Here is a 20,200-nt window from a genome sequence, read left to right as displayed (position 1 = left end):
ATTACCTAATTACATTCGATAAATATAATTTGGCTAAAATTATTCCCTCAAAGAATCAGCTTAAAAGTAAATAACCTTATAAAGTGAGCCGCTAACCTTCTAAATATATTCTCTAAATCCCTTCCAAATGACTCTTTCATAATTTAAATCATAACTATTCCTAGTGATTTCTAGTATCTAGTTCATCCACATTTCGAAAGTAGGTTGCCAGTAGGCTAGTAGCTTTTTGGGTGTTTAGAGATGTATCAAAAGAATGATAAGGTTTTTCTAACTTGCTAATGTTATAGTGGAGAAGATTGGTAGTATCTACTCCAATTTGCGAAAGTCTTTTGCTATAAAAGGAATAATAGCTTTCCTTCTGCTTTGGACCAACGTGTATAATTCCTGTTAAATCCATTTCTATCATTTCGATTATCGCTTTTGCTAAATCATCAATATGCACAAAAGATTTGAACGAGTTGATAGCAGCATTCGCATACCCATTCGTATTTATCTCATGAATGATACGTTTTGTTCTGGCTTCAATCTCGTGATTGGCATCTTTGCCATAGAGGGGACCAGTACGAATAATGACATGGTTTGCATGATTGGCTAAGATAAGTTTTTCCCCAAAGTGTTTGGCATTTACATAGGTAGATAAAGGAGCTTCTCTAGGAAGAAATCCTGGTTGAGCTGTTTCTGCATAGTTACCTTTCCCATCTACAAAAACGGCATCTGTGGACAGATAAATTATTTTGGTTTTTTTTGAAATGGCAGATAAAAGATTGTTGAATCCAACTTCAATAAGCCGGTTTTCCTTTTCCCCGTCCATTAAAGACCAGATAATTACATCGGGATTTATATGATTGACTAGTTGTATTACTTGATGTTTGTTGTTTATATCAAGTTGTATAATATCTGTATCCGCATTATTGGAGCGAGAAGTGCCGTAAATGTAATATGTAGGATTTAAGGCAGCTAGTTTAAATAAGGATGAACCGAAAAATCCAGTGGAACCTAATATGATTATTTTCATAAAGAATACTCCTGTTTCTTGTATTTAGATAAATCTGTTAAAATAATTTTATCATAAAAATTATCAAACTGGCATTTTAAAGTGATTGTTTAAGAGGAGATATGATATGGCAAAAACATCAGGTTGCTTTACGATAGTACTGAATGACAAAGGACAAGTCTTATTAACAAAACGAAAGGATTTTCCTATTTGGGACTTGCCAGGAGGTAGATGGGAAAAGGGAGAGACCCTTGAAGATTGTGCCGTTCGTGAAACAGAAGAGGAAACTGGATACAATATTCAAATTAAACGGAAAATCGGGGAATATTTTCAACCACAATTCGATGATATGCAATTCTTATTCATGGGAGAATTAAAAGGAGGGATACCAATAGAAGAAGGACCGGAAACCGCAAAAGTCGAATGGTTTAGTTCACAAAATTTACCTTTCCATATGGTACCTAATAGAAGAAAACAAATAAAAAACTTTTTAAAGAATAAGAATCGAATAGTAAAACAATCAATAACAGTGACTCCTGTTCAAATATCCTTATTAAAAAGTTATTTGAAAGTATTTAGGCCATTATTAAGATAGGAAGCAAAGAGATGATACTAGAAAAGTGTTAGCTTTATGAGTTCAGTGGTTTTATCGTTCGTTCTAAGCTGAAATTTGTTTACATACATAAAAAGTAACAAACAGGAGGAGAAAGCATGAACGTTGAATTAACAAGATTTAAAGTGAAAAAGGGAAATCGGAAAGAGTAGATGAATGGTTAAGTTTCTTAAATGACAATAAAAAAGAGGTTCTTGTTACCTTAGAAAGGGAAAAAATGTTTGTAGAGACTATACTTAGAGAAACGCTTAACGGCGAAGAATTTCTATACTGGTATTCGGTACAGGGCGAAGGGGGACAAGGAGTAGAAAAATCGGAGAACTGGATTGATAAAAAGCATATTGAGTTTTGGAACGAATGTATAGACGAAACGGTCAAGCCAGTTGATTTAAAGACAGAAGTGGTGATGATACCTCAGAAAGTGAAAGATAGTATGAAGTAAAGGATCTCTTTTAGGAGGTCCTTTATTTATATCCTAAAAAAAATAAGCTGCTGAATGGTTTTCTTAAGTATTAGTTATGGAAATAACGTTTCCGACTAAATTTTCATTCGTCTCGATTTGCTTTCTCAATATTGCAGCAAGGAAAACAATAGTATATTCTTGGATTAGGTTATATGGTTCATCAACTTAAACCATTAAACTGATTAATGGAGGTTTTATACTAAATGAATAAACAGGACCAACTTAATATAATCAAAGAGGATTTTATAAATTGTCAAAAGGTATTATTGGCAATTGGAGATGAAACAAGGCAATCGATTTTGCTAGTGCTAATGGGGACTGATTGTCAAACAGGATTACGCGTCGGAGAAATCACGGAGCAAACACATCTTTCTCGGCCTGCTGTATCCCATCATCTAAAGGTTTTACGAGAAGCTGGTGTTATTTTAATGCGTAAAGAAGGGACAAAAAACTTTTATTATATCAATGTACGTTCAGAATTAGGTTTATTAAGAACCCTTATGTCGGATATTGATACATTCATGGAGAACTTTTATTGAATTTAATATAGAGATAATTTGGAGGTATAGGAAATGAGAGCAATGGTTATTGATAGGTACGGAAAAGTTCCAATGCGTTTGGCAGAAATGCCGACACCTGATATTGGAGAGTATGAGGTACTAGCAGAGATTCATGCTGCTAGTATCAATCCTGTTGATTTTAAGATTCGTGATGGGAAAGTGAAATTATTACTGAAATATAAAATGCCGCTTATCTTAGGGAATGATTTTTCTGGAGTAGTTGCAAAGGTCGGAGCAAAAGTGACTCGCTTTAAAGTTGGTGATGAAATATATGCGCGTCCACGAAAAAGTAAAATCGGTACTTTTGCTGAATATATCGCCATTCATGGAGAGGATATCGCGTTAAAACCTAAAAATTTGAGCTTTGAAGAAGCAGCATCAATCCCGCTTGTTGGACTAACCACTTACCAAGCACTAGCAGACATTATGCAATTACAAAAAGGACAAAAGATTTTAATTCAAGCAGGTGCTGGGGGTGTAGGTACTTTTGCTATTCAACTGGCAAAAATAATGGGGGCTTTTGTTTCAACGACTGCAAGTGAGGCTGGTACGAATTTAGTGAAATCTCTTGGAGCAGATGAGATTATAAATTACAGAACAGAAAAATTTGAAGAGAAACTGAAAAACTATGATGCCGTATTTGATACACTTGGCGGCGAGATACTGGAAAAATCATTCGGCGTGTTAAAAAGCGGAGGGAAAATTGTTTCCGTTTCAGGATTACCGAATGCTCGCTTTGGGAGAGAATATGGTTCAGGATTTTTTAAAACATTGTTGTTTTCAGCGCTGACTCATAAACTTACTGTCCTTGAAAAAAAGCATCATGTTCAATATTCCTTTTTGTTTATGAAACCAAGTGGTGAGCAATTACGTACCATCGCAAATTATATAGAGGATGGTAAAATCAAACCTATCATTGATAGAGTTTATCCCTTTGAAAATGCTCAAGAAGCGATGGAATATGCGGAGACAGGAAGGGCAAAAGGGAAAATAATAGTAAAAATTAGATAGTAGCCGCATAGGAATGATATTCTTGTATCAATAGAAAATGATAAAGTAAAGGACCTCTATTAGAAGGTCCTTTACTGATATAAACGTTACTGTTGTATGATTTGAATAAGATTACCACAAGTATCATCAAATACAGCGATTGTGATATCACCCATTTTTGTCGGCTCCATTGTAAAATGAACGCCCTTATCCAATAATCGTTTGTATTCTTTATGAACATCATCGACCCCAAACATAGTCGCTGGGATTCCTTGTTCAAATAATTTCTTTTGGTAATCGTTAGCGATTGGATTATCATTCGGTTCGAGAACAAGCTCAGTACCGCCTTGATCTTCGGAAGAAACAACGGTAATCCATCGGAATTTTCCACTAGGTACGTCGTGCTTCTTTACAAAACCTAGTGTTTCAGAATAAAACTTTAATGCTTTGTCTTGATCTTCTACGAATAAACTAGTAACAATGATTTTCATCCTTTTTGGCTCCTTTGATATTGGTATGAATGATGCTTTGATAATAATCAAGGTGTAAGCAAATAACTTTTACGGTCCCCAAAAAACTTATTCCTATCCTTATCACTAAGATAGTTGCTAAAATTAATTTATCCATCCTTTCAACAAATCTTTAAGTGGCTCATTGTTGAAGAGGAGCACTCGATATTTTCCCTTTCGTTTTGATTGTACAAGTCCTGCATCTTCTAATAAGGAAAGGTGTTTCGCTATTCCTTGTCGTGAAATGGTAAGATTATGCTTCATAATGAGACGAGCAGTAAGTTCATATAATGTCATCTCATTCCGTTCAGATAGTTCATCTAGTATTAGTCGCCGATTTGAATCAGCAAGTGCTTTAAATATAGCGTCTTGGTCCCACATATATTGATTATAAGCAACTATTTGGTTGCTTGTTAATAATGGTAACTAAAAGGTTGCATTATTATACTGTATATTTTACTTAGCCAAACATCAATGATATATTAATAATCGCTTTTTTTGTTAAAACAATGTTAAATTTTTAGAATTTTGAACATAGCTTAACAATTTATTACATGGATGAATGAACTTAGACTGAATAGGAAAATACCTCAAATAAGGTAGGATTATTTATTAGATAATCCTACCTTAAAAAGGAAATTTAATAACTAGCGGAATTTTTATATCTTCCTAGCATATTTTTTACAAAAGGAAGTCTCAACCCGATTCCTAAATAAACGAAAACTCCTATTATTATAGAGATGATTGAAGTAATTAAAGCGTGGGAATATATCCCTAAAGTTTCTGATAACCATAACTCTGTTAACCATTTTACACCCCAAACAGAAAGAGACATGATGAATACTAACAAGAAAACTTCCTGTAATTGCTGAAATAATGGCAAGAACTTATACTGTAGTGCCTTTTTAATAACGTAAATGTTAGAAAGAATAGAAATGAAAAACCCAAAATAGGTAGCTAGAATAGGACCGAGCTCCTCTATATATGGGACTAGTATTAAGTTTAGTGCTATTTTTACACTAATCCCAATTAAGATTCCTATAAGTAACTTCTTTTGTTCATTAATACCTTGTAAAATGGCTGCTGTTACGGTAAATAAGGCAAAGAATATGGCAGCAAGGGAATACCATTGTAAAATAACTCCTCCTAGTTCAGGATTTTTATTTAATCCAAAAACCATTGTATAAACTGGTTTTCCAAGAATGCATAAACCCATTGCAGCTGGAAGAGTAAAGAACATGATCGCTTGAAGGGTTTGCGAAATTTTATGTTGAACTTCTTCTATTTTTCCGCCAATAAAAGCAGAGGTAATTCCAGGAATTAAAGACATACTAAACGCTGTTGCTAACGAAACAGGCACCAAAACAAGCACTTGAGCTAACCCGATTACGGCATTAATTAGCTCTGCTTCATTATTCGTGTAGCCTATAGAATGAAACAAAGTGTTAATCGTATAAATGTCAATGTTCTGATATATAGGAATAGCAAGACCGGTAATGACGAAAGGAATTGCATATCCAATCAATTCCTTAAACATAGAATTAATAGGTATTTCCTTGTTACTTTGGCTACTATCTCTTTCTTTTTTAATTAATTCTCTCCTCTTTATGAACACAATTACTAACACGATAAAGCCTGCTATACCTCCTATAAATGCAGCAATGGTTGCAATTCCTACAGCATTTCGAATAGAACTGTTAAAAATGTGAATTACAGAATAGGCACCTACTAAGATTACAACAATTCTGACTACCTGTTCCATTACGGTACTTAATGCTGAAGGTCCCATCGATTTGCTCCCTTGAAAATATCCCCTGAAAATACTCATGGCAGGGATTATTAACAAAGCAAAGCTAACGAGCCTAATGACATACTCTGTATCTTCAACGGAATTTCCTCCTGAATCATCATTTCTTACCAATATTTCTGATAAAATAGGAGCTGAAAAATATAATGCCATAAAGGAGATAAAACCAGTAAGAACCATTAAGTACATACCGTATTTTAATAGAGTTAATCCGATTTTATAGTTGCCTAACTCATTATATTTTGAAACGAATTTAGAAACGGCAAGGGGAAGGCCAACTGTTGATAAGCTTAACAGGATTGTATATGGGCCATATGCATATCTATATAATGCATATCCTTGTTCACCAACTAGAGCCATAAAGGGAATAATATAAATGAATCCCAAAACTTTGGAGATAAGACTTGCAGCTGTTAAAAAGAAAGTTCCTCTAATAAATTTGTTTTCCACAGAAACACCTCAATTAATGATCACGAACATATGTGATTCTTTTCCTTGTTACACACAATATACCTTAATTGAAAATAGTAAAATAATATATTACAAACTAATTGCTATAATCAGCATTATAATCCAAGTGCTGGTAAAAAGGAACTAGACATCCGTAAATCTATTAGGATAAGTGGTTCGTTATTGTTTACCTATATAGAGATCGCAGGAATTGTTACACGGGCTAGAAAAGGTGATAGCTTACTCTAAAAGTTTCTAGATTTTGGTAAGAACAAAACCCTTTCAGCCTTTTTGCCAATAATAGAGGAATTATGCATTTAAGTATAGAAGTGAAAAAGGTAGATATAGGAAATGATGTAGCGGTAGAATGGAAGATAGATGATTTTGATAGGGGGTTAATTAAATGAATTATTTCTTTAAACTAAATATTGTTAGTATAATATATGCTCTTATGGTGTTTATTCCTCTTGAACTGATATTAAATGTATATAGAATTGCCAGATTAACAAATTGGGAATTTAGCACGGTAAATATTGTAACATGCGTAACGGTTATTATTGTAATGGTTGGTGCAACAATACTACTCCATTTCTTAACAAAAAAGTGGTTGGATGGACGAAAGGCAAAATTTTGGACAGTACTTCTTTGGGTCCCTTATTTTATCCTTTTTATTTATGTATTCGCATCACTATTTCCAATGACAAATGGTGGAGACGAACCCAATCCTGTTACTGGTCTGTTTGTGATGGGAGGATTGATTGCGTATCCATTTTATATACTCATCCTTAATTTTGTGGGGGTGCCAAGTGAGGATAAAACAATGTAAGTCTCGAAGTGCAAATTATGAATGTAAGGCTACATTAGATTGGGAACAAATGAATCTGGAATATAAAGACAAGATGATAGCTGAATTGACTGCCAAATGGAGGAACTAGATAAGTAATTAAAAAAAGAGAGTAAAAGAATTATATTAATTTCGTGGGGGTGCCTAAGCTCTACTAGAGGATGTAAGTGTGCAAAGAACTTTCATTAAAAATCTCAATAAAAAGAGGGTGGGACAAAACAAAATAACTAATCATTAAAGACGAACAATATTTAATTTAGCTCTTAAATAAAGCTACTTAATCTCTGTTTTTTAATATAGGTAAGTGTAAAAACTAAGACGTTCCATTGCGCTACAGACGCACGATGCGCCGGGGAGGAAGCTAAGCCTCCTCGCTGCGAGGGTACTGAAAAAGTATAGTTTCTCCAAATTAAATAAGTATTTATTTGAAAGCGAATATAAAGTTGGTTTGGAGAGGCGGCAGCTCGACTCCTATGGGAGCAGCGAGAAAGTCCGAGATCCTGCAGGAACGCAGTGACGAAGCGGCTCGGCGCTCGCCCCATGGAAAGCGAGCTGTCGCCTCGGAAAACAAATGAAATACGCGAATTTAAAAGTCGGCCACCAACAATTATGATTATATTGCAGTTTTTCAGTGGTCTCCTGCATGCACTGCGGGGTCTAAAGCGTCTCTGTTTCCCGCAGGAGTCGAGCGTCCTCCGCTCCATTTCACTTCGTTTTTAAACCTTTTTCTAAAAAACAAACACGAACTTTTATATAATATAATTACATTATAGTTCGCGTTTATTGTTGGTTGAAATACTTATGTCCCGGCCTCTAGCCATTATTATGCTATCTTCCATTGTTTTTAATTTTTCTACAAGTTCCAATATGAATTTTTTGTCTGGTTTAACGCAGTAGGTGATTCTAAGTAACTTTTTAATTTCTTTTTCAACATTCGATCTTCCCATTTCTTTTACCACTCATCAGATATTAAATCGTTTAAAAACTCCCCATTTTTATTACAATATAAACCAATATAATAAATCACAACAAAGAATCTAAAATTAGTGTTGTATAAAAAAATTATTAAATAATCACTTTTCATAATAAACAAGATACCAAGGAAATTTATTCCCAGGTTTTTATTGTTGTGTTGCATTATTCTCTTCCCAATAAAGTTTGCTGAATATCTCAGCAAATGCTTCTATACTACGAGTTATTTCATCATTTGTATTATCTACACCTCCTACTTCTAGAAGGATGGCACGATCAGAGAAATTTTGGTTATATACACCATCTCCTTCATCGTACCCTTTTAGGAAAACGCCTCTGGATATCCCAGGATAGTTTTTCTTCAATTCATCATGTAATCTTATTGAGAACGCTAGATTTTTTTCATAATTTGTGTTACCTTTTCCTACCACTAAGTATAACTTTGCATAGTTTTTACCATTAATAGAAGCTGTTGTTATTTGTTTACCAGCTGCGTCTCTATGAATATCAATTAAATATTTTAGACTATTATTTTTAGAAACTGCAGCTTCAACTACTTCTTTTGAAGCTTTATATGCACTATAATAATTCCATTTCTTATCAAGTAGTATTTGGTTGATATTTGCTTTACTAAACTCTATACCTAATCCTTCTTGTTGAAGCAAGTTTGTAAGTTTACTACTTACACCAACTACATTTGCCCGTTCATCTGAACTAACTACATTTTCGTTATTCGTTGTGTTTTCTAATAATGGACGATAAGCCTCTAAGTTATGTGAATTATATATAAATACTGTTTTATTGTTTGGTTCGGTAACTGGATTTTTATGCTCTTCTGATGGAGGTGGCTGTGTTTGTGAATTTTCTTCTTGCTTTGCTTTTTCTTCATCTACTTTCAATGGATTTTCTAACATATCCTGAGAAGGTATAGATTCAAATGGTAAATTAGCAAGAGTAGTCCCTTCTTCAGCTACCGCAATTTCTGTATGAAAGTATGTTAAAGCTGGTAACTCTCTTCCTAATAATGTTCTTATGTCATCAAAACGTATATTTGTTGTGAGATGAAGAAAAAAATTGGATAGAGAGAAGTCTTTTCCCTCAGATTTTGGAAACAAATGATTCTCACTATGCATCATGTCTACATATAATTCAGTGGAATTTACAGATTTAAATAGGTTTGTCAAATTAGTTGAGTTAAATTTAAATGAGAAATACGATGTTGTGATTAGAGCTACTATAACAAAAAGCATAATAATCGCTAGAACGGTTGTATTTAAATAGTTGAAAATAGAGCGAGTTTTAGATTTTTGCATTTTTTATTCACCTTCCTAGTAAATTAATATGACCATTCACCAGAAAATAGAAGGTGAATTCTAATAATAGTTAATAGATATTTGAATGGTTGAACTTAAAGAAATAGAGTAGGTTAGTAGAAAAACATCGCTTAAATTTTAGTGAAAAAGAGGGATTATAAGTATCTTTGACGAAAATCATCACCATGTGTATTAATAACACAAACAGTAAGGTTGATTTCTCTTGCTAAAGGAGATTAGTGGAAGAGAGATTTATTAATGATATCTACTTTACTTTGGGAGAAGGAATCTACTTAATGAATAAAATTAAAGCGAACAAGGTGTATATATTATCTGGTCCTGCAGGTGTGGGTAAATCAACAACTTCAAAAGAACTTGCCAAAAAATTAGCTAAAAGTTCATATATTTCTGGTGACTACATAAGTCATATGCATATTAATGGAAAAAAACCTTGGGAAAGCAGAGAGGAAGTCACTTTAATTTGGGATAATATTTTAAGTCTAACAAAAAATTTCCTTAGATATGGAAACGATGTCGTTGTGGATTATGTAAGCTTTCCACAAGAAGTAAGATGGTTGAAAGAAAATCTAAAAGGATTAAATGTTGAAGTTATTTATGCGGTCTTATGGACTGATATTGAAACATTAATTAAAAGAGATAAGCTCAGAGAACCAGAGAATAGAATGGGAGAAAGATGTTTAATCTTATTCGATGAGTTTTTGGAATCAGAATTAGAAGAAAAGCATTTTTTAAATACAAGTAATAATTCTACTTTGGATATACCTCATGTGATTAATGAAATAATGAACAATCCAAAATATAAAATAATATAATCTCTTCTTTTCTTTTCACTCGCATTAATGAGGTAAATTATTTAGAGAAATATCGATATACATTTAGATGTTCGTTCAAATACTCTAAGAAAATTCACTTCAAAATGGAGATATGGAGTCAATTCTTTGTCTGCTAATCTATCCATTACTTTTCGTTCTTTTTTAGAGAGTCCAGTAGACATGTTACCACCGTATTGTTCATTCCCATAGTTAAGTGTGATATAAAGGCATCAAGTTCAAAATCTATTTTATTAAGTCTTCTGATCGTGAAATTTCTTGCACTATTACTTGATGAAAGTCGGGGGAATATTTTTTGAATTTTCATTATTAAATAATAAGGGAGAGATTTATTTTGTGAAAAAACTTATACTATTATTAGTAATTGTTCTCTTCTTAGTAGTAATAATCATGAAAGTTAATCGAATTCCATCAATTACGGTTACTTCTGAAGGAAAAAAAGTAACAACAGTGCAGGGATCATATTGTTGGAATGGCTTCTTAAATTCCAAATGCGAAGATTTACTTTCTCCATATTTATTAGTTGATGAAGAAAATATTGAACCAATTAGTATTAACCAAGGATCCAAAATAAATATAGACTTTAACCCTTCTCCTATAGACGGAAAATATGAGGCATATATATGGAAAGATATAGAAAAAACGGTAAAAGCAAATATGAAAGGCAACATCTTAGAAGCTCCAACCCAAAAAGGTTCCTATGTCTATGAGATATCAGCTGATTGGAAAAGAGGTCAAGTGAGCTATGCCTTTATTATAGAGGTCCATTAGTTACATTTGTAAGTTGTGTGAATAAGCTATCAAGGAAAAACTTAGAATTAGCTAATCGATTATTTGGAGGGGACGATGGAAAAAGCAGTAGGGAAAGTTACATGTTTTATTACTAGAATAAAAAAACACAATAAACTTGAACTTCTTTTAATTCAGCACCCAAATGCAGGTATTCAAATACCAGCAGGTACAGTAGAAATAAATGAAGACTTTCAACAGGCTGCATGGAGAGAAGCCGTTGAAGAAACCGGTTTAAAAGATTTTGTTTCATGTAGAAGTATTGGAAAGCAGGAACAAATCTTAGTGGATAAGTACATAATTTTTGATAAGGCCAAAATATATTCAAGACCAAATATATCAAGTACACAGTGGGCAGAAATAAGAAGAGGTATAACTGTTCTTAAGGAAAGAAGCCAAGGAGATTTTGTGCAAATTTCTTACAAAGAAGGAGATCAATTTCCAGAACCCAATTACATAACATATCAGATAACTGGATGGACGGAAAAATCAAATTTAGCATCAATAGTAACAAGACAATTTTATCATTTTCAATCAAATAGTCAGGTTGATGAATGGGAAATAGAGACAGATAATCACCGCTTTAAATTATTTTGGTCACCATTAGATTGCCTACCACAGATTGTTTCTCCTCAACGCGAGTCGATTGATTACATATTAAATGATATGAACAATTTGTAGAGGCAAACGCTTATTCCTAAAGATATAATTATTTTCTTCAAATAATTTCTCCTCCTTTAAAAGGATAAAACGGCAAATGAATTTCAGCGAACTTCAGCTATTTTTCATTTTTATCTTTTCTTAACAGCATTATTAATTCATCCATAATAAAGAATAGAATAGAAATGCTTAAGGAGTAAATAGTGAAAATCCACAGGAAAAAGAAAGGAAGAAATCCAAAGAAAACATATAAAAGAAAGGCAAATGGCCGTCTTCCTTCAGGGAGTTTCCTCGTTATTTTTTCTATAAGGATGGAAACTGGAAAGCCATATAGAAATAATCCTAAGCTAAAATAAAAAGAATAAACTAAATGAACTGACCTAGCCAAATGAGACATATATAAAACACCTATCCATATTAAATTTAACACTTTTTCATTAATTTGATATTGGTTCTTTACTGGAAATAGTTCAGGCACTTTGTCACTTTACTTGGAGCCTCTGCGGGCATAGATTCTTTAGCCAGGAAGCCAGATATCTCAAAGAGAATCTGGCTTAGCCATAATAGGCTATCATGCCCGCATCTCCAAATAAAGTGCATGTCTTTTCTACATGCAAAGTGGATAACCCCGAAATCCTTTAAGCTGCCTTTAATCCAAATTCTATTGGAGTTAAGTAGCCTAATTTTGCTTGAATCCTACCCTCGTTGTAATGATGAATGTACCCATCTATTCTAGAAATAACTTCTAAATTAGCTAGGGTATTAAACTTACAATATTGGAATTCCTCTGTCTTTAAATTTGAATGAAATGATTCAATCACCGCATTGTCCCAACAGTTCCCTCGTCTGGACATACTACCTACTAAATGATGTTCCTTCAAATAATTTTGAAAAGTATACGATGTATACACACTCCCCTGATCGGAGTGTATAATAACTCCTTCTGGCTGATTGCGTTTATCCAAAGCATCCTGCAGTGTATCAATTACTAATGTCGTTTGTTGATGATTATAAATCTTATAAGCTACGATTTCATTATTATACAAATCCATAATCGTAGACAGATATAATGTTTCGCTGCCATACTGGATATACGTAATGTCCGTTACCCACTTCTCATTTGGTTTACTTGCACTAAAATCACGATTAAGAATATTAGGTACAATGACTTCACTTTCTCCCTGCGATTTCCACTTGCGTTTTGGTTTCACCTTACACTGCAAATGATGCTTCTGCATAATGTTTTGAACTGTGTTCCTATTAAGATGAATATGATGTTCTCGCTTTAGAATAGCTCTAATTTTCCTATGACCATTTCTATATTTAGTAGCCTTACAGATTTCAATAATTAAATCTTCATGTTCATTCCGATATTCACCAAACCCTTTAGTCCAACGATAATAGCTAGCACGTGGAATCCCTAAAACTTTTAAAATGGAAGTAACGGTATATTTTTCACGAAATTGTTCAACCAATTGTACTACTAGCCCTTTATCGACTCCTTTCTCATCGCCATATACTTTTTTAGAATTTCATTCTCCATTTTTAGGTGAGTTAGTTGATTACTTATTCGCTCGTCCTTACTTAAAGAATCGGGCCCATGCCCAAATGTATATTGTTTACCAATTGGCTGATCAAACCGATACATTTCTCCATTTTTGTACCATCTCATCCAAGTTTCAATTTGAGTTTTATTTTTGATTTTGTATTTGTTCATAATTTCCCGTGTTGTTAATTTTCCTTCAAGCTTATCTCTTACTACCGCCCATTTAATCTCTTTTGTATATACAGTTTTTTTGCCCACGCAAAAACACCTCCGAATAATGTCACAATACTTATCTCAAGTATTGCCATTTTGGAGGTGTTTTATATTGTCTCACTATTTTAGGTTAGTCCAAAAAGATCCTCTGTAAAATCCCCTTTTCTATTTACTGCGTCGGAAAAAAATAAGTCTAGAGGAAGAAATAAAGTAACTACCAAAACAGATAAGACAAAAGTAAGGAAAGCTGCAACCATTTTCCTTTTAAGCATATTATCGCCCTCCAATTCTAATATCTATTTTAACAAATTAATCGAAATAATATAGAAAAATTTGGTATAATTTGAGTGCGGAGTAAGCTGAAATTTAAAAAATCTATCTAGTTAGGGGTATTGAAAACAAACAATGGTTAAAGCGATAATATTTGATTTAGATGGAACGTTATTAAACAGAGATGCATCAGTAAAAGTGTTTGTTGACAGCCAACACGAAAGGCTGAATAAAAAGCTTGACCATATTCCAAAAGACACGTATATGACAAGATTTATAGAGTTGGATAAGCGCGGGTATGTTTGGAAAGATAAAGTGTACCAACAATTAGTAGATGAATTTGATATAAAGCAAATAACGTGGGAAGAGCTTTTACAAGATTATATTAGTCAATTTAAAGATAGTTGTGTTCCATTTCCTAACCTTATTAAGATGTTGGAAGAATTAAAGAGTAATAATTTATCATTAGGAATGATTACAAATGGATATGGGCAGTTTCAAATGGATAATATCAAAGCTTTAGAGATAGAAAAATATTTTGATGTTATTTTGGTCTCCGAATGGGAAGGGGTAAAAAAACCGGATCCTAGGATATTTAATAAGGCATTAGAAATACTGAATGTTTCACCAAATGAAGCTATATTTGTGGGAGACCATCCAGAGAATGACGTACTTGCTGCTAAAAAAGTGGGGATGAAAGGCATTTGGAAGAAGGTTTCTCAATGGAATAATGTAAATGCTGATTATATGGTGGACGATTTAGGAGAATTGCCAAACATTGTGGAAAAGTTAATGAATAGTTAGGGTCATGACCCATTGCAACCTTATTTGAAAATCCATATAGACACTAATCCAAAACGAAAGGATTTTTTTGAAGGAAGGATTTGAAAAAGGAGAGGAATAAAGGGATGAATCAAGACAAAGAAGAGAAATTACAAAAGCAAAAAATGGTTCAAGAACTCTATAGAGAAAGAGTGCAACAGAAGCGGGAAGGTAAAGATGATAACCGAATTGGTAAAGCGTTTGTAAACCTTTGTATTGTTTTGTTTTTTGTTTTTACCATAATGGGAATCTTGTTTGACTGGGGAGTTCACGTACCGCGGATTTTTGGGGTTTAGAGATAAAAGTAAACAATATTTACATGGAGATTTAAAAAATACAATTTAAAACTCGAGGAGTTATATGAATCACATAGGATTAGATTTCGATGACACAGTTGTAGATATGAGAAAATCGATTGTACAGCTTTTAAATAAAATACATAACAAAGACTTACATTACGAAGAAATGGTTGAGTATGGAGTTTCGGATTTATATGGGTATTCCTTTGAAGCATTTTTAGATTTTTTTACAAAAAACCAAAAGGAACTGCATTCAGCTAATCCATATCCATTTATGATCAATGTACTTTAATTCATAATGTCACTCTATTTATAGAAGACAATCCTTCCCATGCATTATCTATTGCGAAAAATGAAATAGATGTACTGCTGCTTGACAAGCCATATAACCAAATGTGTAATCACGAACGAATAACGAGAGTGAAGGACTGGGAAGAGATGGGCAGGTCGTTACTAAGTTAACGATTCTATAACGGAATGATGAAAAATAACTATGAATCTATTTTACAAGCTAATTATTCCACACACAGCCTAATTCGAGCAACTACCTCTTCATAATGGATCATACACTCTTTTATAGATAAAACAGCAAAATAGGAAAATAGAGGTGAATCTTCGACTAAAGGATCATCATAAATAAAGATAATATTCAACGGCTTTTTGGGGATGATTCTTTCTTCCAAAAGTATATTTGCTACATCGTGATAGATGTGCTCTATACGTTCGCCCATAGCCCTTTCAATGGAAAAACCTCCAGCAAGACTTGTCCACCAAGTGAAATAAGAATCATATATTTCATTAAATGCAGTTAAATTATCGTCATTAACATGGAACAACTCTTGATAAAATAAGTGTTTTTCATTATAGAAAATATCCTGGTCAATATCTCTATTCTCGGAAATTCGTTTCGTTACTGTAGTCCATAAGGCACGATAACGTAATAAAAAATCATTTCGAAACTGGCAAGTTGTTGGAAGATAGGGAAATTTCCAATTATCCTTATCTTCATTTTGGTTGAGAAAGATGTTTTGCACATAAATCAAAAAGTTTAATGAATAAGATACTTCTGCTATTAATTGTAATGAATTCTTCATCGTGTTCCTCCTAATTCCACAAAGGTATTTTTCTATATTCATCTTTTTTGGAGTAAGACTGAATCAACTAACCAAAAAAGGAATGCGCACATAATAAATAGGTTATAAAATGCTGAAGAATGTAAAGGGGTTTTTATACCAAAAAAAATTGCTACAATGCCTGTTACCACTCCAGAAAAAACAGTATAAATAGCAAGGTAGAGAATACTAAATTTCTTAGGCTTTTGATTTAAGATAATTTGGAGAGGTGACGCTATAACAAGATAAAAGCAAAAGAAAATGGTAGTAAAGATTAGCATTCCCAAAAAACTAAAATAGGGTGAACCAAAAAGTTGAATCATACTAACGAAAATAGCGGAAATAAGGGAAGTTAGCAACGAGCGAGTAATTATATAAATATCTATATTTTTTAATGGCATGCATTGTCTCCTATAAAAAATTTTATTTCATCTTCCAAGAGAGGTACAAATAAGAACGCAATAGATTTACTTTTCATAGAATCCCCCTTAGCTTAGCTTTATAGGTGTTACCATATTTTAGCATGTAGAGGAATGTTTATAAATAGTTTTCCATAAGACAATCGGAAAATTAATATTGGCGGGTATCCACTAATGGCTAATTTGCAATGGGTAGATTTTAGCATTGTAAAAAATTGAAACATTTTATTGAGATGAGTCGTCTATAGGTAAATCAACATGAAGGAGAGGATTAAAGTTGCCATGTCAATAGGGAAAATGGAAGTAAGTCCGCCAAGTAATGAGGAACTATTAAAAGAACTTATTGAGTTATATGCGGAGAGTATTAAAAGGTTAGCTTATACATATGTGAAAAACTGGTCAGCTGCAGATGATATCACCCAAGAAGTATTCATTAAATGCTATGAGAAAATGGAGGATTTTAGAGGAGATAGCTCCTATAAGACATGGCTTTATAAGATTACGAGAAATAAATGCAAGGATTATTTGAAAAGTAAATGGTATCGCTCGTTTTATCCTACTGCCTTTATGCAAGAAAGGATAGGGAACAATGAATTTTCTATAGAGGAGCATGTGATAAACAAACTAGACGACCTGGAATTATCTCAAAAGGTATTAGCGCTTCCAACTAAATATCGCGAAATTATTATTTTATTCTATTATGAACAATTAAAAATGAAAGAAATAGAAGCATTAACCCATTTGAATGTTGATACTATTAAAACTAGATTGAGACGAGGAAAGAAAATGCTTCAAAAGAAATTGGAAAGGAGCGGTGGGAATGAGTGATGATCTGAAATCTTTAAGAGAAAGTATGAATAAGACTGTTTTAAAGCATGGGAAAATGAGTGCTGCAGACAAAGAAAAACTCTTTAGTGCTGTGATTCAGGATAAAAAAACGAAAAATCGTTTTTCCCTTGCACCAGTACTTTCCTTTGTTGCAGTTGCTTGTTTTATTGTTTTTATAGGTGGATATGTATTTAAGCAAACAGGAAACTTTGATTATCAACGTAATCAAGTGGCGCAAGTGAACGATAAAGAAGATGATAAAAAGGAAACAACTAGTACTAGCAAACATGGAAATAAAGAAAATCCTAATCTAGCGAGTTTCTTATATGAACTAAATTTGAAATTGCAAAATTCAGAAATGTGGTACCAAAATGGAAAAGAATATGCAAAAGAAGTGGGGGAATATGCCGAGAGCCATTCCAAACAATACGCTGCAATTCAGGAAAATAAAAGAATTGTAGATAAATTGGAGGAAATAGGCGTACTAGCTAAAAATCTACAAAAGGAAGCTGCAGCTCAAAATGAAATAGAAGTAGAAGATACATTAGACTTACAGCGAGCGGTGGATCAATTGATAATAATAGCAGAGGACAATGGAATTGTAGATGAAAGAAATGGCATTATTGAAAAACTGGAATATTCGGATATGAAAAGTTGGTTAATTAGCATAAAAGATAGTATTCATGCTGAGAGCTATGAACCCTATAGTGACCTGGGATCATACGAAAAACATATAGGTTATGCAACAAAGGCATATGCTAAACATTATGCTGCATTAGAAGGAGATTCAACAATAAAAGAACAGTTAAAGGAAATCGCTGAAGTGGCTGAACAAATTGAGAATGAAAAGGAAAAAGAGAAGAGAACAGAATGGTTGAATCAGTTAGACGGCATGGTTGATAGTTTGTTACAGGATGATAAGGTTGTAAAAAAAGAGGATGTCCGAGAAATAGTTTGGAACCAATTGTCGGCAGAACAAAAAGAAAGGATCAATGGTACTTGGGCAGATGGGAAAATTTCGAAAGTTACTCTTACTAAGAATATGATGTCTCTAGTTGATGATAAATCATATGAAGGAGAAGAAGTATATTTGCTTGATTTTCCAACAAAAGGTAAATCCATTCCAAACAATATGATTGTTTATGCAGATATAAATACATTTGCTTATATAGGCAATGGTCTGGTTGATTAGGATAGTTTGAAAATGAAAGGGGGGAGATCCTCCCTTTTTGAGACTTATCATGGATTTAATTCGTATAAATAACATTACCATTTATTAGTTAATTAGGACTGAGCTAGATGTAAGGTAAGTCTTATTCCAATACGAAAGTAGGTAATACCTTGTCACAAAAACAAAAAATTAAGAAAGAGTTTTTATCCATTGGCCTAACCTTAGTCTTATTCTTAGCTGCAATAGCAGTCTTTCTTTTCGTAAGAGGTCCTAATTTGAATCTATGGATACCAATAAGCTTGTATTTACTAATTGATATAGGCCTACTAGTTTCTCTCCTTATAGGAGTACATTCAAATCATAAAAGTATAAAGTTATTTAGTATTCTATCTAATATAACCGTTATGATTCCGATATCTGTTTGGATCTATTTTTTGTTGTTGGCAAATGGAATTTCGGAAAAATAAATAGACTATTAAAACTCAATTTCTGCTCCAATTGTTATTTGGAGAAAAGAATGATTTAGTTAAAAAATGTTGTGGACAAAACTATATTAATAAATATTTTGCAACTTTTAAATTCAGAAATATGAAATAATTAATTCGAGGGTGACAGTATTAAAGAATTTCCTAAAAATAAAGGAGACATTTACCATGTACCAATATTTCAACAGTTTCATAATAAGAGAAGGTACCGAGGGTGTTCATGCTGACTATGTGGAAGCATTATTTGAAGATGCTGGATGGGCAAGAAATATTCCAGCTTGGCAGCAAGAGAAATTTACACTCATATTCGAAAACTCCACTTGGGCATTTACTGTTTGGGATCATAATAGAATGATTGGTATGGTTAGGGTCCTCTCAGACAAAATCATGGCTGCAAACATTATGGATTTAATTGTTTTATCAGAATATCGCGGAAAAGGTATTGGTAAAAAGTTAAAGGAACTATGTGTAAAAAAGCTTCCCCACGGTGATTGGTTTGCACATACGTCCGCCAATAATTACGGTTTTTATGAGAAGTGTGGCTTTGATGTAAAAGACATAAGTCAAAATGGCACATGTGCATATTACGGCTACATTCAGGCTCGAATAGATGGACATAGGTAAAAGCGGATTAAAAGAAATATGATAGCGTGATGGATATAGAAAAGATAGTAAAAGAGCTTTGGGTTTTTGAACAGTTATTTGTAAAAAGCAAAATCTGAAAGTAGCATCAAAGGGGATAACAATGAAAAAAATTGTACTAATTGGTTCTGGTGGTTCTGGGAAATCCACTCTAGCAAGGCAATTAAGTGATAAATTAAATATAAAAGTCTATCACCTTGATTCCTTATTTTGGAGACCGAATTGGGAAAGTGTCTCAAAAGAAGAACAACGGGAAATACAATATGAATTAATGCAAAAGAAAGAATGGATAATTGACGGTAATTATAGCGGAACGATGGATTTGAGACTTCAAGCATGTGATACAATCATTTTTCTCGATTTCAAACGAACGATTTGTATATATCGTGCTTTAAAAAGAATTTGGCAATATCGAAATAAAACCAGACAAGATAGGGCAGAAGGCTGTCAAGAAAGGTTTGAGTTAGATTTTTTTAAATGGATTTGGAATTATCCTAAAATGAATAAACCTGATATCGAAAACAAGCTAAAACAACTATCTAAAGAAAAACAAATAATTATTTTAAAATCTTCTAAGG

The 20,200-nt window shown here is 33.1% G+C and carries 23 protein-coding genes and 1 pseudogene; 15 read left to right on the top strand and 9 right to left on the bottom strand.

Annotation, left to right across the window (positions count from 1 at the left end):
* Positions 1-160: 160 nt before the first annotated feature.
* The gene (locus ACWNMZ_RS24190) at positions 161-1,015 is read right to left on the bottom strand and encodes a sugar nucleotide-binding protein (RefSeq protein ID WP_251630035.1); all 855 of its coding nucleotides are present in this window, start codon (positions 1,013-1,015) and stop codon (positions 161-163) included.
* A 106-nt stretch (positions 1,016-1,121) separates the two neighbouring features.
* Here ACWNMZ_RS24190 and ACWNMZ_RS24185 point away from each other — a divergent pair, with 106 nt between their 5' ends.
* The 4 genes and pseudogenes from ACWNMZ_RS24185 (at position 1,122) to ACWNMZ_RS24170 (ending at position 3,641) form a co-directional block, all read left to right on the top strand.
* Positions 1,122-1,589, top strand: a complete 468-nt coding sequence (locus ACWNMZ_RS24185; RefSeq protein ID WP_251630036.1) for an NUDIX hydrolase — start codon at positions 1,122-1,124, stop codon at positions 1,587-1,589.
* Positions 1,590-1,705: 116 nt separating this feature from the next.
* A pseudogene (locus ACWNMZ_RS24180) lies at positions 1,706-2,049 on the top strand (DUF6176 family protein).
* Between the two features lie 224 nt (positions 2,050-2,273).
* A complete protein-coding gene (locus ACWNMZ_RS24175; RefSeq protein WP_251630037.1) occupies positions 2,274-2,609 on the top strand; it encodes an ArsR/SmtB family transcription factor in 336 nt (111 codons plus the stop codon).
* 33 nt (positions 2,610-2,642) lie between these two features.
* Positions 2,643-3,641 (top strand): NADP-dependent oxidoreductase, encoded by a 999-nt coding sequence (locus tag ACWNMZ_RS24170; RefSeq protein ID WP_251630038.1) that lies wholly within the window; start codon positions 2,643-2,645, stop codon positions 3,639-3,641.
* A gap of 86 nt (positions 3,642-3,727) precedes the next feature.
* Here ACWNMZ_RS24170 and ACWNMZ_RS24165 read toward each other — a convergent pair whose 3' ends face one another.
* From ACWNMZ_RS24165 to ACWNMZ_RS24155, 3 genes are all read right to left on the bottom strand, one after another.
* Positions 3,728-4,111 carry a VOC family protein gene (locus tag ACWNMZ_RS24165; protein ID WP_251630039.1) on the bottom strand — a complete coding sequence of 128 codons (384 nt, stop codon included), beginning with the start codon at positions 4,109-4,111 and terminating at the stop codon, positions 3,728-3,730.
* Positions 4,112-4,234: 123 nt separating this feature from the next.
* A complete protein-coding gene (locus ACWNMZ_RS24160; RefSeq protein ID WP_251630040.1) occupies positions 4,235-4,510 on the bottom strand; it encodes an ArsR/SmtB family transcription factor in 276 nt (91 codons plus the stop codon).
* Between the two features lie 259 nt (positions 4,511-4,769).
* The gene (locus ACWNMZ_RS24155; protein ID WP_251630041.1) at positions 4,770-6,386 is read right to left on the bottom strand and encodes a putative polysaccharide biosynthesis protein; all 1,617 of its coding nucleotides are present in this window, start codon (positions 6,384-6,386) and stop codon (positions 4,770-4,772) included.
* A 403-nt stretch (positions 6,387-6,789) separates the two neighbouring features.
* On the opposite strand from ACWNMZ_RS24155, the gene ACWNMZ_RS24150 reads away from it, so the two are divergent.
* Positions 6,790-7,212 (top strand): hypothetical protein, encoded by a 423-nt coding sequence (locus ACWNMZ_RS24150; protein WP_031538227.1) that lies wholly within the window; start codon positions 6,790-6,792, stop codon positions 7,210-7,212.
* 1,139 nt (positions 7,213-8,351) lie between these two features.
* Here the strand turns inward: ACWNMZ_RS24150 and spoIIP are convergent.
* Positions 8,352-9,515: a stage II sporulation protein P gene (gene spoIIP / locus ACWNMZ_RS24145; protein WP_031538231.1), complete on the bottom strand. Its 1,164-nt coding sequence runs from the start codon at positions 9,513-9,515 to the stop codon at positions 8,352-8,354.
* Between the two features lie 296 nt (positions 9,516-9,811).
* Here spoIIP and ACWNMZ_RS24140 point away from each other — a divergent pair, with 296 nt between their 5' ends.
* The 3 genes from ACWNMZ_RS24140 to ACWNMZ_RS24130 all read left to right on the top strand — a co-directional run bounded on the left by ACWNMZ_RS24140 (position 9,812) and on the right by ACWNMZ_RS24130 (position 11,836).
* A complete protein-coding gene (locus ACWNMZ_RS24140; RefSeq protein ID WP_031538232.1) occupies positions 9,812-10,348 on the top strand; it encodes an AAA family ATPase in 537 nt (178 codons plus the stop codon).
* Between the two features lie 354 nt (positions 10,349-10,702).
* Positions 10,703-11,137 carry a hypothetical protein gene (locus ACWNMZ_RS24135; protein WP_251630042.1) on the top strand — a complete coding sequence of 145 codons (435 nt, stop codon included), beginning with the start codon at positions 10,703-10,705 and terminating at the stop codon, positions 11,135-11,137.
* 75 nt (positions 11,138-11,212) lie between these two features.
* Positions 11,213-11,836, top strand: a complete 624-nt coding sequence (locus ACWNMZ_RS24130; protein WP_251630043.1) for an NUDIX domain-containing protein — start codon at positions 11,213-11,215, stop codon at positions 11,834-11,836.
* A gap of 617 nt (positions 11,837-12,453) precedes the next feature.
* On the opposite strand, the gene ACWNMZ_RS24125 is transcribed toward ACWNMZ_RS24130, so the two are convergent.
* Both ACWNMZ_RS24125 and ACWNMZ_RS24120 read right to left on the bottom strand, forming a co-directional pair.
* Positions 12,454-13,619, bottom strand: a protein-coding gene (locus tag ACWNMZ_RS24125; protein WP_109769520.1) for an IS3 family transposase whose coding sequence is annotated in 2 segments (ribosomal slippage) — positions 12,454-13,304 and positions 13,304-13,619 — 1,167 coding nt in all. Because the reading frame shifts where the segments join, the coding sequence is not laid out codon by codon here.
* 80 nt (positions 13,620-13,699) lie between these two features.
* Entirely contained in the window at positions 13,700-13,846 is a 147-nt protein-coding gene (locus tag ACWNMZ_RS24120) for a hypothetical protein (RefSeq protein ID WP_251630139.1), read from the bottom strand.
* Positions 13,847-13,979: 133 nt separating this feature from the next.
* On the opposite strand from ACWNMZ_RS24120, the gene ACWNMZ_RS24115 reads away from it, so the two are divergent.
* From ACWNMZ_RS24115 to ACWNMZ_RS24105, 3 genes are all read left to right on the top strand, one after another.
* Positions 13,980-14,648 (top strand): HAD family hydrolase, encoded by a 669-nt coding sequence (locus ACWNMZ_RS24115; protein WP_251630140.1) that lies wholly within the window; start codon positions 13,980-13,982, stop codon positions 14,646-14,648.
* Between the two features lie 104 nt (positions 14,649-14,752).
* Complete coding sequence (locus ACWNMZ_RS24110; protein WP_031538237.1) at positions 14,753-14,962, top strand: hypothetical protein; 210 nt, start codon at positions 14,753-14,755, stop codon at positions 14,960-14,962.
* A gap of 64 nt (positions 14,963-15,026) precedes the next feature.
* On the top strand, positions 15,027-15,257 hold the full coding sequence (locus tag ACWNMZ_RS24105) for a hypothetical protein (RefSeq protein WP_031538239.1): 231 nt from the start codon (positions 15,027-15,029) through the stop codon (positions 15,255-15,257).
* A 223-nt stretch (positions 15,258-15,480) separates the two neighbouring features.
* On the opposite strand, the gene ACWNMZ_RS24100 is transcribed toward ACWNMZ_RS24105, so the two are convergent.
* Both ACWNMZ_RS24100 and ACWNMZ_RS24095 read right to left on the bottom strand, forming a co-directional pair.
* Positions 15,481-16,059, bottom strand: a complete 579-nt coding sequence (locus tag ACWNMZ_RS24100) for a hypothetical protein (protein ID WP_031538240.1) — start codon at positions 16,057-16,059, stop codon at positions 15,481-15,483.
* Between the two features lie 38 nt (positions 16,060-16,097).
* Positions 16,098-16,478, bottom strand: coding sequence for a UPF0715 family protein (locus tag ACWNMZ_RS24095; protein ID WP_031538241.1), 381 nt, complete (start codon positions 16,476-16,478; stop codon positions 16,098-16,100).
* A 276-nt stretch (positions 16,479-16,754) separates the two neighbouring features.
* On the opposite strand from ACWNMZ_RS24095, the gene ACWNMZ_RS24090 reads away from it, so the two are divergent.
* The 4 genes from ACWNMZ_RS24090 to ACWNMZ_RS24075 form a co-directional block, all read left to right on the top strand.
* Complete coding sequence (locus ACWNMZ_RS24090) at positions 16,755-17,324, top strand: sigma-70 family RNA polymerase sigma factor (RefSeq protein WP_031538242.1); 570 nt, start codon at positions 16,755-16,757, stop codon at positions 17,322-17,324.
* The gene (locus tag ACWNMZ_RS24085) at positions 17,317-18,516 is read left to right on the top strand and encodes a hypothetical protein (RefSeq protein WP_192840951.1); all 1,200 of its coding nucleotides are present in this window, start codon (positions 17,317-17,319) and stop codon (positions 18,514-18,516) included. The genes ACWNMZ_RS24090 and ACWNMZ_RS24085 overlap by 8 nt, the downstream gene beginning before the upstream one ends.
* A gap of 632 nt (positions 18,517-19,148) precedes the next feature.
* Complete coding sequence (locus tag ACWNMZ_RS24080; protein ID WP_031538246.1) at positions 19,149-19,604, top strand: GNAT family N-acetyltransferase; 456 nt, start codon at positions 19,149-19,151, stop codon at positions 19,602-19,604.
* 121 nt (positions 19,605-19,725) lie between these two features.
* A partial coding sequence (locus ACWNMZ_RS24075; RefSeq protein WP_449598939.1) for a DNA topology modulation protein occupies positions 19,726-20,200 on the top strand: 475 nt, incomplete at its 3' end.

This window comes from Niallia sp. Marseille-Q9988 (assembly GCF_976954375.1).
The sequence above is the reverse complement of the archived record's forward strand: the minus strand, read 5'-3'. Positions and strand labels throughout refer to the sequence as shown.

Coding starts and splice junctions, on each gene's coding strand:
- ACWNMZ_RS24120 (WP_251630139.1), bottom strand. CDS start 13,846: ATGCTTAAAAGGAAAATGGTTGCAGCTTTCCTTACTTTTGTCTTATCT.
- ACWNMZ_RS24190 (WP_251630035.1), bottom strand. CDS start 1,015: ATGAAAATAATCATATTAGGTTCCACTGGATTTTTCGGTTCATCCTTA.
- ACWNMZ_RS24130 (WP_251630043.1), top strand. CDS start 11,213: ATGGAAAAAGCAGTAGGGAAAGTTACATGTTTTATTACTAGAATAAAA.
- ACWNMZ_RS24150 (WP_031538227.1), top strand. CDS start 6,790: ATGAATTATTTCTTTAAACTAAATATTGTTAGTATAATATATGCTCTT.
- ACWNMZ_RS24140 (WP_031538232.1), top strand. CDS start 9,812: ATGAATAAAATTAAAGCGAACAAGGTGTATATATTATCTGGTCCTGCA.
- ACWNMZ_RS24165 (WP_251630039.1), bottom strand. CDS start 4,111: ATGAAAATCATTGTTACTAGTTTATTCGTAGAAGATCAAGACAAAGCA.
- spoIIP (WP_031538231.1), bottom strand. CDS start 9,515: ATGCAAAAATCTAAAACTCGCTCTATTTTCAACTATTTAAATACAACC.
- ACWNMZ_RS24080 (WP_031538246.1), top strand. CDS start 19,149: ATGTACCAATATTTCAACAGTTTCATAATAAGAGAAGGTACCGAGGGT.
- ACWNMZ_RS24175 (WP_251630037.1), top strand. CDS start 2,274: ATGAATAAACAGGACCAACTTAATATAATCAAAGAGGATTTTATAAAT.
- ACWNMZ_RS24110 (WP_031538237.1), top strand. CDS start 14,753: ATGAATCAAGACAAAGAAGAGAAATTACAAAAGCAAAAAATGGTTCAA.
- ACWNMZ_RS24115 (WP_251630140.1), top strand. CDS start 13,980: ATGGTTAAAGCGATAATATTTGATTTAGATGGAACGTTATTAAACAGA.
- ACWNMZ_RS24095 (WP_031538241.1), bottom strand. CDS start 16,478: ATGCCATTAAAAAATATAGATATTTATATAATTACTCGCTCGTTGCTA.
- ACWNMZ_RS24170 (WP_251630038.1), top strand. CDS start 2,643: ATGAGAGCAATGGTTATTGATAGGTACGGAAAAGTTCCAATGCGTTTG.
- ACWNMZ_RS24100 (WP_031538240.1), bottom strand. CDS start 16,059: ATGAAGAATTCATTACAATTAATAGCAGAAGTATCTTATTCATTAAAC.
- ACWNMZ_RS24105 (WP_031538239.1), top strand. CDS start 15,027: ATGAATCACATAGGATTAGATTTCGATGACACAGTTGTAGATATGAGA.
- ACWNMZ_RS24185 (WP_251630036.1), top strand. CDS start 1,122: ATGGCAAAAACATCAGGTTGCTTTACGATAGTACTGAATGACAAAGGA.
- ACWNMZ_RS24160 (WP_251630040.1), bottom strand. CDS start 4,510: ATGTGGGACCAAGACGCTATATTTAAAGCACTTGCTGATTCAAATCGG.
- ACWNMZ_RS24090 (WP_031538242.1), top strand. CDS start 16,755: ATGAAGGAGAGGATTAAAGTTGCCATGTCAATAGGGAAAATGGAAGTA.
- ACWNMZ_RS24085 (WP_192840951.1), top strand. CDS start 17,317: ATGAGTGATGATCTGAAATCTTTAAGAGAAAGTATGAATAAGACTGTT.